The following is a 14,259-nucleotide window of genomic DNA, read 5'->3' as shown; positions in this document are numbered from 1 at the left end:
AATTCAACCTCCGCCAATCCTTTCTACTTCCTCAGATATTGCATCCACAAATCCAGGCGGAGGCTTATAACCATACTTTGCTACCGCAAAAATTACACTTGAGTCAAAGTAATAATTATCACCGCAGTTATTATCAACCAATATGTCACACCTACCTATACCCTGGTGAAATCTTTGACCTTCTATATCAATATCCAGAAAACAGGCCTCCTCTTCGCCATTAGGCAAGCGTAAACTTGCAATATGCCTTCTTATATTTGCTTTACGCCCATTTTCAATAAGAAATAGCATATTTCGCAACAACTCAAATTTCTTAAGTTCTTCACTACCAGAAAAATACATCCCTCCTTGAAAAGGTTTTATCTCAATAAAATACTCTGGGTGCACTGTCACACCCCCCGGAGATCTTTTATTCATCATTCAACTTTAATCCAATCATTACCAGAGCTTTTATAAAAACCGTCTGCAGTTTCCTTGTAAACTCCATCCGTGTGATAAATGAGGTTCGAATTTGGCGAACTTGAATCATATGTACATGCTGCCCAGTGACATTCCCCCATATTTTCTCTAAGTAATTTATCTAATGTGATTGGACTATCAACCGTAACAGATGAGGAAGATATAGTTAGCTCTCCATGAGAGGGGTATAAAGTAAACTCTGGGACTTTATCACCGGGGCCATATACCTTTTTATAAGCATCATTCAGAGGAAGGTTATTCTCAATTGCAACACCTAAATCATCTGTTATTGTAGCCCCGTTTTTACTATATACGATAAGTGTAGTCCCTTCAGGAATGACTAGTTGTTTTTTTTCATTCACACTACCATGCCCAGCAAATACCGTTCGATTCTCTTCACAAGCAAGCCCAAAGGGATCAATCCATTTAATCGGGTTAGGTACATACCTATAATTATTATCCCCCCCTAAAAGCCCTATCGGGTCCTGCTGAGTAAACTCCCCAACCTGCGGATCGTAATACCTAAACCGGTTGTAGTGCAGGCCAGTCTCTTCATCAAAGTACTGCCCCTGGAAACGAATCGGTTGCTCTATCTGATTTTCATGGGCCAGAGCAATATTGCCATAACTCTTGTAGGCAACACTCCATACCACTTCACCATCCTGATTAGTGAGGGTATCTGGAGTTCCCAGGTGATCCAGATGGTAGTGATAAACCTCCTCTTTATCTTGTTTGTTTTCTTTTAATCCAACAGGTTTAAATGTGCCCGGCTCAAAGTAGTAGGTACGGGTATTGAGATCCTGCTTGGCTTGGGCATCACTTTTGTTTTCCTGCAGGAGGACATCGCCATCCCAGAGAAAATCGGTTTGTTCGCTTTCATTCGCTTTACCAATACGGCGGCCCAAGGGGTCGTATTGGTAGTGGATCACCTGCTGGAACTGTTCTGTGCCGTTTTCTACCTTAAGCTTTTCTATACGGGCCAGCTGTTGGCGGTGGTTGTAGTGGTAGCGGGTTTGCAGTTTTTGCCCTTTACCGCGCAGTTCGGCGATGCGGTTGCCATGAATATCGTAGCGGTAGTGGGTATCACCACGAAAAGCGAGGCGGTTGCCTTTGACCTGGGTGGCACTGGCCTGTTGTTTAGCTTCGTCTTTCGAGTTCGCGGCAGCAAGAATATTATGTGCGGGGTCATGCACAAAGTATTCGGGGTTGGGGCCGTCTACCTGAGTGAGACGATTGAGGGCGTCGTAATGGTAGCTGCGGGTGCCGCGCAGGCTGTCCTCAATTTGCGCGATCTGGCCGGCTTTGTTGTACTGGTAGCCACGCTCCAGGATGGAATTTGGCTGAGCTGGATCTGATACCGGACCATTGGCCTTGCCCAGGCGCAGCTTTTGTAGGCGGCCCTGAGGATCGTAGTCTCTCTGGCTTTCCAGCCCATTGCCGTGCTGACGCTGGCTTTCCCTGCCCTGCTCATCGTGACTGATGCTAGTGATCAGCTGATCGGAATCGCTGCCCAGTGGGCGGCGGTGCAGGCTTTGGAATTGGCCGGCGGGGTTGAAAGCGAAGTTCAGTACTTCACCATCGGGTAATGTTGTGGCAATACGATTACCGACAGCATCGTATTGGTGACTCAGTTTGTCTTTTCCTTGCCAGTCGGCCACAACACGCCCATTGGCGTCGTACTCCCAACGCAATTTACGGTGGGCATTTTCCGCTTCGATTAGCTGACCGCTGTGGTTGTAGCGGAAGTTGGTAATGCCGTCTGGAGTGACTTCTTCTAACAGGCGGCCGAAGGGGTCGCGCTCGAAGATGGTGTCGATACCCTTACCAGTATCAGTGTCGGTTACGGCTCTGGAGCTGATTAAGTGGCCAGCGCGATTATAGGCATAGCGGGTCACGCGGCCGTCGAAGCCGACTTCTTCAATCAAGCGCTCATTGAGATCGTATTTAAGCTGGTAGCGCTCTCCATTTTCATTGGTGAGGCCGACTAAGTTGCGCTCACCGTCATAGTGATATTCCAGGCGGCTACCGTCCTGATTAGTGCGGGTCTTAACCTGACTGAGGCCATCGTAGGCGTAGCTGGTACTGCGACCTTCGGAGTCGGTAACTTCGGCCAGTAACCCCTGGGGGTTGTAACTGTATTGGGTGCGGGCGCCATCTGGGGTAATTACCGCATGGATGCGATCCTGGGCATCGTATTCGTAGCGAGTGACTTGGCCGGGGGCATGCTGCACTTCTTCCAGGCGGCGAGCATTGTCGTAGCGGTAGTGCTGGGCACGGCCCATGGGGTCTTTAACTGCGGCCAGTTTACCCTCGGGGTTCCACAAGTAGCGGGTGGTATTTCCCAATGGGTCGGTAACGCTGCCGATCAGACCAACGGGGTTATAACCGTATTGGGTAGTGTTGCCGAGAGGATCTTTAGTGGCAACGATCTGACCTTTTTTGTTGTACTCGCGTTGCCACTTATTGCCTGCAGGGTCAGTAACTTTTGCGGGCAGACCTTCGCTATTGTATTCAATGCGGCGCTTATTGCCGGCGGCATCGGTTTTTTGTATCAGGCGGCCTTGATCGTCGTATTGATAAATCTCTTCGCGCAAACTGCCATCGTCGCATGGCAGCTGTACCTTAGTGATCTGGCCCAGGTCGTTGTAACTGTAAAGGGTCTCGGCACCTTCCGGGTCGCGGTGATAAATGGGCAGGGCGCGATCATTGAAGCGATAACGCTCTTTACCGCCGCGGGTATCAGTTACGGTGACACCCTTGCCATCATCATCCCAATCAAACTGGTAGTTGTATGTGGCCTGCCCATCGATAGGATCGCCCCACTGGCGTACACAGCGGGCCGAGGGACCTTCGGCATCCCATTCGAAGTGGAAGCGGTAGCCGGTTTTTAGGGTACGCTGCTTAATAACATGCTGGTGGTACTGATACTGCTCGCTGTGGCCATCGGCATCTGTGGCTTTGATCAGGTCACCTTCATCACTGTACTCATAGTTGGCGAGTACTTTAATGCGGCCATCGCGGGTTTCTTTTTTCAGTTCACCAATACGCAGACTGTTAGCCTGCCCTTCTGGTGGGCTGATATGCAGGGCTTCACCTAGACTGCTCTCAATGCAGATTAAACGCTCATCGATATAGTGGAACAGGTAGAAGTTGCCGTAGCCATCGCGAATTTCTGCGAGCTTAAGAGTCCCCTTATCCCCGATAGCTTTAAAATGCTTCTGCACTCCATTGGGGGCGCCGTAGGGGGTCACTATCCAATGTTCATCATTAACGCGAGTAAGCGTTAACTGCTCCACCACATTGTGGCTGCGGCCACTGTCACCCGGTGCCGGCAAGTTAATCACTCGGCCCTCGGCGTCGTGGAGCTGCACCGCTTTACCAGGCCGCCAAAGCAGTTTTTCACCCAGGGTATGGGTCCAGCCGTGTCCCAGGCCGAAGTCCTTGGGGTTACTGCTGCGGTAGGTGCGCGCTAAGGTAAGAGGCAGTGGGCCGTCCAATACCGTATCTACAAGCGAGAGGAACTCCTCACCAGTTTTTAAATTAACCGGATCACCACCATGGTGAGAGTTCTTAGCACACTGAGCCTTTTTACCATCAGGAGTCTCGCCGGTTTCACTATTGGCACTATCCGGCTCATTGGAAGTGGAACTGCCGTTGGCCTGGCTCCCACCATCGGCATTGGAGCCTGAACCACTACCCTGGCTGCTTTGATTGCCATTACTGGAATTACTGGAGGAGCTATTGCTAGAAGTAGAGCTACTGGAGGAAGAATTACTCGACGAGGGGCCGCCGGACGAAGTTGGTACCGCAGCTTCAGAGGAACTCAGGTCAGAGAAGCTGGCACCATTGCCCTTAGCATTACCGCCGCGTTTTTTGGAGAGCAGGTTGTGCTGTTTTTTCAGCTTGGCAAAATCCATCATCAGATCGCCGATGCCGCCAAAGGCTTTCAGCAGGCGTGTATTTTTGGCCATAGCGGCTACCGCACCAATGCCACCAGTAGCCGCCGCTAACACGATAGTGAGAATAATCTCAAAGGCACCACCGCCCGCTATTTCGGTGATTTCCAAGCTATGTTGGGCACTCGCGTAATCTTTGGCAAAGCGGATGAAGGTATCGCGCAGGGCTGGATCTTCATATATCAGCTCAGCCACCTCAACAGCCAGATCAAATTGCTGCTTGGTGATTTTGGTAGGGTCGAAGCCGAGCACATCCACGGCTTCCCGCTGGACCGCGGATAAATATTCCCGCTGGGACTCTACCAAGCTTTTATCATTGAGCAGGTAATTGACAATGGCTTTATTTTGCTCAAAGGACTGACGTATAGGATTAACCAGCGCCGCTACCTCGAGTACATCCTTACTCCAAACTACCAAACCCCAGGCAGCGTTGCCCAGGCCGGTAGCGCCGCGATCAATATAGGCACCCACCTTCTCAAGATCCGAGCGCTGTTCATGGCGCTGCTGAATCAGCGCGGCCTCCGCTCTCTCCTGGGCGATAATCTGCTGAAGCCCTAAGCGGATTTTACTCAGCAACTCAGCCTGCTTATCGGCCAATGCGGTGGCAGCAAATGGGGCTTCTTCAATAATCAGGCGGTTTTGCACCAGGGCCAGGTAGATTTCTTTTTCCCGGCTGCTTAGGTGCCCCGGCGCTTCACTCAGGGGCCCAAGATAAACCGTTCCGGCTTGGCTGGACTGAATACTGACACTCAGCGTATTGCAGGAAATACCATTCAGGCCGAAAAAGTGTTCATAGATTTCCTGAATGGCAACGTCCTCAAACATGGAGAGCAGTTGGGTGGCATCAACCTGCATGGGGATACCCATCTGGTACGCCCAGCCAACTCTCACCATATAACGAATGCCTTGCCTGTTCTCGACACTTAGCTGCATGGATAATCCTTCAAACGCCGTAAGCCCGCTTTGCGCCAGCTTCTTGTTATCTTTGCCAGATCCAATAAATCATCCCGACTTATCTTCTCATCTATCAACAACCCAGCCCCCGGGGCCTGGTACCGTCCCAACCCAAAATTGTTCAATTTACACACAGCAAACTGATTACTGCCCGCTGTAGTGCGTCAAATTTTGTTGGATTAGGGTATTCACAATTTGTGAAATCTAAAATAGTGAATCTCATTACCCCGAAAGTTTATGGAAAACTACTTGTCAATAGTTCCAATTCACCGGTACCTGGATGGGATGAGGCCAAAGCTACCGGTAAGGGATACCTGAAATTGCGACCTATCCGGGCAGATTACCGCAAATAGATGAAGGGGGGTAGATAAACGGCATTACACGAGTACGACAGCAGGGATTAAAATGAAGATCAACAAAATAATAAAATTATTTTGAATTGAGAGTATCAAGTTAATACTCAGACACCCAAACAGCAGATAATTTATTACAAAGCTCTAAAAGAAAAATCAAATTCGAATTAAACCAATCAATTTCAATTCAAATAATGCCAATCCAAATTAAAAGAGCACCGGATTCTGCAGTTTTCCTCATCACTTAAAGTAGCAAGTGATAATTGGAGCTATAGGGGCATTTAAAGACAAAAAAGATTGTGAACAGCATCACAATATGCTCTCAGGAAGGTGTGAAAAATAAAGATGAGGTTTAGCAGCAGGTGGGTCTAATGGCAGCTAAAAATATGCAGAAAAACTAATTGATAATCTTTTTATAGGCCAAAAGCCATTACTATTTTCGGATGCCCCAAAGTAAGTAATGGCTTACACCTAAGAATTTATTCGATCTCTTTAATGCGCATCGAATTGGTATGTCCACCCACATTGAGGCGCTCACCTTGGGTGATCAGCACGCGCTGACCTTTTTGCAGGTCGATACGCGAGCCCAGCACTTCAATAATAGATTCTGTGAGATGCCCGAGTGGTACTGTGGATGGGTCATAGCTGATGGGCTCTACTCCACGCAAAAGTACCAGCTGGCGTGCAACATTGGGGTGCCTTGTCATGGCATAAATCGGTAGGCGGGTATTGGCGCGGGACATCATACGCGGAGTACGGCCGGACTCGGTCAAGGCGGCCACCGCGCAGAGATTCTCTACACGGGAGGCCACATCAATCGCGGCCTGGGCAATCACCGTATCGATACGGTCCGAAGCGCCATGCTCCTCCGGTGCATAAGGCACACTGCCCAGATACTGCTCTGCCCCCACAATCACCTCGCTCATGGATTCCACCGCAGATACCGGGTAATCGCCAGCTGCGGTTTCGGCGGAGAGCATCACCGCATCGGTGCCATCCAATACAGCATTGGCCACGTCCATCACTTCCGCACGGGTGGGGGTCGGGCTGGTGATCATGGACTCCATCATTTGCGTCGCAGTGATTACACCGCGATTAAGCACATTGGCACGGTGGATCAGTTTTTTCTGTACTCCCACCAGAGCCGGATCGCCAATCTCCACCCCCAGATCACCGCGGGCCACCATAATCGCATCGGAGGCGAGAATCAGGGCATCCATCTGCGCATCGTTGGCAACAGCCTCAGCCCGTTCAATCTTGGCCACAATGGCGGCCTCACTACCAGCGGCCTGCATGGCTTTGCGCGCAGTCTCAAGATCCTCGGCGCAGCGGGGGAAACTCACCGCGAGGAAATCCACTTCCAATTCCGCAGCCAGTTCGATATCCCGATAATCCTTTTCCGTCAGAGCCGGCGCGGACAAGCCACCGCCGAGTAAGTTAATACCCTTGTTGTTGGAAAGCTTGCCGCCCTGCAACACACGGCAAAACAACTTGCTCGCGGTGGTGCCGGTTACCTCTAGGCGAATCTTGCCATCATCGAGCAGAAGAATATTGCCGGAATGGCAATCACTGATCAGGCTGGGATAATCGACCCCTACACGATGCTCATCGCCACCTTCTGCAGGGCAGTCGAGGTCCAGGGTGAATTCGTCATTGTTCTCAAGCGTCACACTGCCTGTGGCAAAGCGGGCAATACGAATTTTGGGCCCCTGCAAATCGCCCAATACTCCGACTGTTTTCCCCTGTGCTTCAGCGGCATCGCGCACTTCCCGCACCCGGCGACGATGGTCATCGGCGGTACCGTGGGAAAAGTTTAAGCGCACAACATTGACGCCGGCACGAATCATTTCATCGATCACTCGCGGCTTATCGGTGCCGGGCCCCAGGGTGGCGACAATTTTTGTATGGCGAATCATATGGTCCCATCAGATGTTTGAAGGAAAAAGAATTTCTGTGGCCGGCTAAGTTCTGCATAAAGTGAATTTAGCCTGCCCGCTAGTGTACAAGACGAACTCACAGGTTTTCCCACAGCAATTTTCCGATGCCGGGCCAACCAACCCATGACAAGTGTATGTTCAGGCAGATTCCGCCACCGGCATATCAAGCTGCAGGGCCGCCGCCATGGCCAGGCTGGTATCCAGCATACGGTGAGAGAAACCCCACTCGTTGTCATACCAGGCCATCACCTTCACCAGGTTGCCGTTCACTCGCGTGTGATTGGCATCGAAGTGGCTGGAAGCGGTGGTGTGATTAAAATCCACGGATACCAGAGGCTGGTCACAATAGCTGAGAACGCCGCCGCTAAGCTCTGCGGCGCTTTGCATAATACGGTTTACCTCTTCAACCGTAGTATCGCGGCCCGCGATAAACTGGCAGTCCACCAGGGAGACATTACTTACCGGCACCCGTACCGCCATTCCATCCAAGCGGCCTTTTAATTCCGGAAGCACCAAGCCTACGGCTGCCGCCGCACCGGTCTTGGTGGGGATCATATTATCGGCCGCGGCACGCGCCCGATAAATATCCGCATGCACCGCATCCTGGGTATTTTGATCGTTGGTATAGGCATGCACCGTGGTCATAAAGCCGCGTTCAATACCCAGCTCGCGATGCAGGGCCTGTGCCACAGGCGCAAGGCAATTGGTGGTGCAGGAAGCGTTGGAAACCACGCGGTGATCCGCCGTCAGGTTGCTATCATTTACGCCGTAAACCACGGTGAGATCCGCATCTTGTGAGGGGGCGGAAATCAGCACTGCGGCAGCACCGGCTTCGATATGTGCTGAAGCAGAAGACTTATCGGTAAAGCGGCCGGTACATTCCAGCACCAGATCCACTCCCAGTTTTTTCCAGGGCAGCTTAGCCGGATCGCGCTCCTGACAGACCTGTACTCGATCCCCGCCAATAATCAGTGCATCGCCATCCACTTTAACTTCGGTGGCAAAGCGGCCGTGAATAGTATCGAAACGAGTTAGATGCGCATTGGAGGCAACTGGAGCCAGATCATTAATCGCAACCAGCTGGATACGATCGCTATAGCCAGACTCGTAAATGGCACGGGTGACGTTGCGGCCGATACGGCCGTAACCATTGATGGCGACTTTAATTTTCATCTGGCTTTAACCTTTCTTATTAGCTTCTGGTTTTCCCCTGTTGCATCCATTGACGAATGCAGCCTAGCGAACTTTTATGACGATTTGGCTGGAGATAGAGCGCCCCTGTATCAGTCGTTGAAGTGCCACCGGATTAATACTGTGGTCGGCACTCAGCGCAGGTACCGAATTAAGATTTCAATGCCGTAGCCTGCTGCGACAGTCGGGTGATCTCGGCCCAGTTTTTCTCTCGCACCAGAGCGCTGGAGGCCATCCAGGAACCGCCCACACAAACCACGTTATTAAGGGCCAGGTAATCCGCAGCATTATTGGGGCTCACTCCGCCTGTTGGACAAAAACGCACTTCCGCCAATGGGCCGGCAAGGGATTTCAACATGGGCACACCACCGGCAGCCTGGGCAGGGAAAAACTTCTGGAAGCGGTAACCGCGCTCGTAAAGGCGCATTACTTCTGAAGCACTAGCGGCGCCGGGCAATAGAGGCACATCGCTTTCGTCGGCGGCTGCCAGTAATTTTTCTGTAGCGCCGGGACTTACCATAAAGCCCGCTCCGGCATCGACAGAGCGACGTAGGTCATCGCTATTTAATACTGTGCCAGTGCCCACATGTGCCTCGGGCAGGTGTTTGGCAATCTGCTCCACCGCGGCCAGTGCTGCTTCTGTACGCAGCGTAACCTCCAGAACATTCAAGCCGCCTTTAAGCAAGGCCTCCGCCAGGGGCAGCGCATCCTCAGCCTGTTCGATAACCAACACTGGGACAACGCCAGCAGGCTGCAAAATGTTGGCGATATTTTTCTGCATCAATCAATTCCAAATCGTTCGTTAAGGCGCCCAATACACAGTGACCGGTTTCAGCCCCTGCTTGAGAATACTGCGCACCGGCATCTCCAGCTCATCACTACCGAGCAGAGCTTCACGATAAACCTTGAGTTTTTCCTCACCGGTAATCAGCAGCTTGATGTTTTTTGCCTGCAAAATAGCGTTTAGGGTTAGCGTCATACGCTCGGTATTGGCACCAGTCACTGCACTCTGCTGCGCGGTGATTGCGCTACACAATTTATCGGAGTCCGGGTTAAGTGCTTCAGCAAGGCCCTGTGCACGGGGAAATAAAGAAGCTGTGTGACCATCATTGCCCATTCCTAGGATGCACACATCGAAGGGGCGCAGCAGCTCGCCATAAGCACGTTCACAGTCAGCTTCACCCTCTGCGGCACTGCTATGCGGATTTTTCATACCCAGCAAGGTGGCCTTAGCGGCATCATTCTGTATCAGGCTGTTTTCAATAAAGGCCTGATTGCTACCGCTATGGGTTTTATCTACCCAGCGCTCATCTACCAGCGCGGCGGTAATTTTTGACCAGGGCAATGGGCGCTTGGAAAGTTCACGATAAACCGGTTCCGGGGTGCTGCCTCCCGATACCAGAAAGGTAGCTTGGCCAGACTCTTTAATGCCTTTTTGCAGCTCGCAGGCACAATCGTGGACCAACGCCTGCACCAGGCGCTCGCGATCAGTAAAAAATTTTTCTTCTGCCATGAATATTTCCATTCATCATTGTGGATCACCGAAAAAAAGCCGGGTAATCCACAGATTCGTTACTTGGCGTTAAACCAGTGACGACCACTGCGGGCCAGTAATTCATTGGCCTCCTCTGGTCCCCAGCTGCCCGCAGGATAGGGCTTGGGCTGATTGTTGGTTTCACGCCAGTGTTCAATAATCGGGTCTACCCAGGCCCAGGCCGCCGCCACTTCATCGCGGTGAATAAATAGGGCCGAATTATTGGCGGCGGCATCCAGCATTAACCGCTTATAGGCATCACTGCGAAAACTGTCATAAGTGTCGGACAGGGTTAAGTTCAACTCCGCCGGTTGCAGCTCTGTAGTGAGGCTATCCATTTTTTTTGCCATCAGAATCAGTTTGATACTCTCTTCCGGCTGCAGGCGGATAACCAGGCGATTGGGAGTTACATTTCCCGCGCTTTCGTTATAGACGTGGTGAGAAACTTTTTTATACTGCACCACAATTTCTGCACAGCGTTTTTCCATTCGCTTGCCGGTACGCAGGAAAAACGGCACTCCCGCCCAGCGCCAACTGTCAATATGCGCTCGCAGTGCTACAAAGGTTTCAGTGGCGCTGGCACCATCGGCTAAATCATCCAGGTAACCGGGCACCTTTTGCCCATCGATTTCTCCGGCCATATACTGGCCGCGCACCACGTTCTCATTCACCAAATCACCTTTCAGTGGACGCAGCGCTTCCAGCACCTTGATTTTTTCTGCGCGAATATTTTTCGCCGTCATGGAGTTGGGGGACTCCATAGCGATCAGACACAGCAACTGCAAAAGGTGGTTTTGCACCATATCCCGCAGCGCACCGGTTTCATCGTAAAACCCGGCGCGGCCTTCCAGGCCGACAGTTTCAGAAATACTGATCTGAATATGATCGATGGTTTTTGCATCCCAAAGATGCTCGAACAAAACATTACTAAAACGCAGAGCCAGTAGGTTTTGAACGGTTTCCTTGCCCAGGTAGTGATCGATACGAAAAATACTACTCTCTGGGAAATAGCTCGCCATCTTGCTATTGATTTCTTCAGCAGTCTGCGCGTTATAACCAAGAGGTTTTTCCACTACTACCCGGGAATTTTTGCTAATTAATCCTTTAGCTGAGAGGTTTTCACAGCAGGGGCCAAAGACGCCCGGGGGAATGGCCAAATAAAAAATTCGCACTCGGTCCGGGTCTGATTCGAGGATATCTGACAAATGCGTCCACTGCTGGTCGGGTATAGAAATATCCAGGGCCACTGGGCGTAGTAACTGACTGAAACCTGTCCAGATAGAATTACAATACTCACCATCGCGCAAATATTGCTGCAGGGACTGAAGGGCCACATTTAAATATTGATCAGCGTCTTCCTGGCGGCGACAAACGGGGAGAATGCGGCAGCCCTCTGCCAAGCTGCCCTCCCGGTAAGCACGATACAGTGCCGGAATCAGCTTGCGCAGGGCAAGATCACCACCGCCACCAAACAACACCATATCAAATGGGTTAGACATAAAATTTGCTCTGAAATCGTTTCTCTTGCACCGCTATCTATGGGCGGCACACTTTAATAAAGAATACTGGCGCCGCTCTCGGCACCACTGGCAATAGCGCGCATATTGGCGAATAGCTCGCGCCCCATTCCACGGGTACTGCCCGACAAATCGCACTGCGCAAGTTCGCGCGCATTAAATTCCGCTTCATCCACCAGGACACGCAACACCCCGGCCTCAGCATCCAGTTCCACCAAGTCACCATCGCGTACTTTGGCGATCGGACCACCTTCGACTGCTTCCGGAGACATATGGATTGCCGCCGGCACCTTGCCGGATGCACCGGACATACGCCCGTCAGTGACCAGGGCCACTTTGAAACCGCGATCCTGTAACACCCCCAGGGTTGGGGTCAGCTTATGTAGCTCCGGCATGCCATTGGCTTGCGGCCCTTGAAAGCGCACTACGGCAACAAAATCCCGCTCCAACTCGCCGGCCTTAAATCGCTCCAGCAGTTCATCCTGGTTGTGCAGCACAATCGCCGGCGCCTTCACCTTGAGGTGCTGTGGTTTAATCGCAGAAACCTTAATGACACTGCGGCCGAGATTGCCCTCCAGTAACTGCAAACCGCCGTGATGGGAGAAGGGTTCACTCACCGGGCGAATCACCGTGGTGTCGGCACTCTCTTGCGCTGTTGGACGCCAAACCACACCATCACCGGCCTCATTAAGGAAGGGGTCCTGGCAGTAGGGCTCCAGGCCGGAATCGCCCATTACTGTGTGTACATCGCCGTGTAGCAGGCCTGCAGCAAGTAGCTCACTAATCAGGAACTGCATACCACCAGCGGCTGCAAAGTGATTGATATCAGCCGTGCCGTTCGGGTAGACATGGCACAACAGAGGCACGACTTCGGAGAGGTCCGCCATATCCTGCCAGGTAATCTGAATTCCGGCGGCACGCGCCATCGCGATTAAATGCAACGTATGGTTAGTGGAGCCGCCCGTGGAGAGCAGCCCCACAATGCCGTTAACAAAGGCTTTTTCTGTGAGAATTTTTGCGATGGGCGTGTGATGGCTGGGTTCGGTAATTTTGGCCAGTTGGGCCACAGCCGCTTCGTTCAATGCATCGCGCAGGCCAGTACCGGGATTCACAAAAGAACTGCCCGGCAGCTGCAGGCCCATAATTTCCACCAGCATCTGGTTGCTGTTGGCGGTGCCGTAGAAAGTGCAGGTACCGGCACTGTGATAAGAAGCGCTCTCCGCCTCCAACAACTCTGCACGGCCTACCTTGCCCTCGGCATAGAGCTGGCGAACCCGCACTTTTTCCGCATTGGAAAGCCCAGTGGGCATTGGACCCGCCGGAATAAAGATTGAGGGCAGGTGCCCAAAAGCGAGGGCACCGATGACCAGTCCCGGCACAATCTTGTCGCAGATACCGAGGAACATAGCGCCTTCAAAGACATCGTGGGAAAGTGCTATGGCGGTGGACATGGCGATTACATCGCGGGAAAAGAGGCTCAACTCCATACCCGGGCGCCCCTGGGTCACCCCATCGCACATCGCCGGCACTCCGCCGGCCACCTGTGCAGTGGCGCCGTGGCGCGCCGCCGCCTCTTTCAGGCGTGGTGGGTAGGTGCCGTAGGGTTGGTGCGCGGAAAGCATGTCGTTATAAGCGGTGACAATCCCCAGGTTGGGGCCGCGCCCGGAAGCAATAAGTTGCTTGTCCTTTTCTGGAGAGGCTGCAATGGCATGGGCCAGGTTACCGCAGGACAAGTGCTCAGTGGCACGCCCTTCAATATGCGCTTTTTCCACCTGGGCCAAGTACTGAGCGCGAGTTTCCTCACTGCGCTGGATAATGCGCTCGGTAACCGCCTGAACCTTGCTGTGAACCATGACTCTTCCGTATTAATTCTGCTGCGGTGCAGCCTGAGACCGGCACCGATGCCATATTGCGATGACCAAATAGCCACCAGTGATCTTTCTTCCCTGAAAGGGCCTGCGGCAAAAAGTCCCGCCGCTTGACTGGGTTGTAGTGCGGCCCGCGCCCTATCACCCGACTGAAGATGGAGAAACCGGAGAACTCCATTACCCATCTTGTGAAGAAATTGCGTTCCTGCTTCAAGAAGAAATAAAAGAGCACAGTTAAAGCCTATTTGAAGCTCTAAGTACGCACTTTCTTGCCAGAACCAATTTTTGCCGCTGCCCTCCAAGCCCACCAGATACTAGTGGGTCGACAAGAGCTAAACCTCCCCCTTCCTGGTGGAGTAGAGACTTCAGGATCTATGAGAAGTACAGCAGTAATGTCCGGCAAGCTGATGGAGCGCATTATGTAGTAAAACTACAAAAAAGATCAAGGGGCCTCTGGTGAGCAATACGATTATCCAGCTGGAAACTGCTG

General features: G+C 52.1%; 8 protein-coding genes. All 8 read right to left on the bottom strand.

The window, feature by feature from the left end; genetic code table 11:
• Positions 1-3 precede the first annotated feature (3 nt).
• The 8 genes from ACXAFI_RS03545 to edd all read right to left on the bottom strand — a co-directional run bounded on the left by ACXAFI_RS03545 (position 4) and on the right by edd (position 13,754).
• Positions 4-420 (bottom strand): hypothetical protein, encoded by a 417-nt coding sequence (locus tag ACXAFI_RS03545; protein ID WP_475107708.1) that lies wholly within the window; start codon positions 418-420, stop codon positions 4-6.
• Positions 417-5,348: an RHS repeat-associated core domain-containing protein gene (locus ACXAFI_RS03540; protein ID WP_475107707.1), complete on the bottom strand. Its 4,932-nt coding sequence runs from the start codon at positions 5,346-5,348 to the stop codon at positions 417-419. The genes ACXAFI_RS03545 and ACXAFI_RS03540 overlap by 4 nt, the downstream gene beginning before the upstream one ends.
• Positions 5,349-6,201: 853 nt before the next feature.
• Entirely contained in the window at positions 6,202-7,638 is a 1,437-nt protein-coding gene (gene pyk / locus ACXAFI_RS03535; RefSeq protein ID WP_475107706.1) for a pyruvate kinase, read from the bottom strand.
• A 159-nt stretch (positions 7,639-7,797) separates the two neighbouring features.
• A complete protein-coding gene (gap, locus tag ACXAFI_RS03530) occupies positions 7,798-8,832 on the bottom strand; it encodes a type I glyceraldehyde-3-phosphate dehydrogenase (protein ID WP_475107705.1) in 1,035 nt (344 codons plus the stop codon).
• A gap of 169 nt (positions 8,833-9,001) precedes the next feature.
• Positions 9,002-9,631, bottom strand: a complete 630-nt coding sequence (locus ACXAFI_RS03525) for a bifunctional 4-hydroxy-2-oxoglutarate aldolase/2-dehydro-3-deoxy-phosphogluconate aldolase (RefSeq protein ID WP_475107704.1) — start codon at positions 9,629-9,631, stop codon at positions 9,002-9,004.
• Positions 9,632-9,652: 21 nt separating this feature from the next.
• The gene (pgl, locus tag ACXAFI_RS03520) at positions 9,653-10,363 is read right to left on the bottom strand and encodes a 6-phosphogluconolactonase (protein WP_475107703.1); all 711 of its coding nucleotides are present in this window, start codon (positions 10,361-10,363) and stop codon (positions 9,653-9,655) included.
• A gap of 59 nt (positions 10,364-10,422) precedes the next feature.
• The gene (gene zwf, locus ACXAFI_RS03515; RefSeq protein WP_475107702.1) at positions 10,423-11,883 is read right to left on the bottom strand and encodes a glucose-6-phosphate dehydrogenase; all 1,461 of its coding nucleotides are present in this window, start codon (positions 11,881-11,883) and stop codon (positions 10,423-10,425) included.
• 53 nt (positions 11,884-11,936) lie between these two features.
• Positions 11,937-13,754, bottom strand: coding sequence for a phosphogluconate dehydratase (gene edd, locus ACXAFI_RS03510; RefSeq protein WP_475107701.1), 1,818 nt, complete (start codon positions 13,752-13,754; stop codon positions 11,937-11,939).
• Positions 13,755-14,259 lie beyond the last annotated feature (505 nt).

It is taken from the genome of Microbulbifer sp. ABH2_005 (genome assembly GCF_056160005.1).
The sequence above is the reverse complement of the archived record's forward strand: the minus strand, read 5'-3'. Positions and strand labels throughout refer to the sequence as shown.

What these genes read in the sequence shown, in the direction of transcription:
- ACXAFI_RS03545 (WP_475107708.1), bottom strand. Translation starts at nt 420, where the DNA reads ATGATGAATAAAAGATCTCCGGGGGGTGTGACAGTGCACCCAGAGTAT.
- ACXAFI_RS03540 (WP_475107707.1), bottom strand. Translation starts at nt 5,348, where the DNA reads ATGCAGCTAAGTGTCGAGAACAGGCAAGGCATTCGTTATATGGTGAGA.
- pyk (WP_475107706.1), bottom strand. Translation starts at nt 7,638, where the DNA reads ATGATTCGCCATACAAAAATTGTCGCCACCCTGGGGCCCGGCACCGAT.
- gap (WP_475107705.1), bottom strand. Translation starts at nt 8,832, where the DNA reads ATGAAAATTAAAGTCGCCATCAATGGTTACGGCCGTATCGGCCGCAAC.
- ACXAFI_RS03525 (WP_475107704.1), bottom strand. Translation starts at nt 9,631, where the DNA reads ATGCAGAAAAATATCGCCAACATTTTGCAGCCTGCTGGCGTTGTCCCA.
- pgl (WP_475107703.1), bottom strand. Translation starts at nt 10,363, where the DNA reads ATGGCAGAAGAAAAATTTTTTACTGATCGCGAGCGCCTGGTGCAGGCG.
- zwf (WP_475107702.1), bottom strand. Translation starts at nt 11,883, where the DNA reads ATGTCTAACCCATTTGATATGGTGTTGTTTGGTGGCGGTGGTGATCTT.
- edd (WP_475107701.1), bottom strand. Translation starts at nt 13,754, where the DNA reads ATGGTTCACAGCAAGGTTCAGGCGGTTACCGAGCGCATTATCCAGCGC.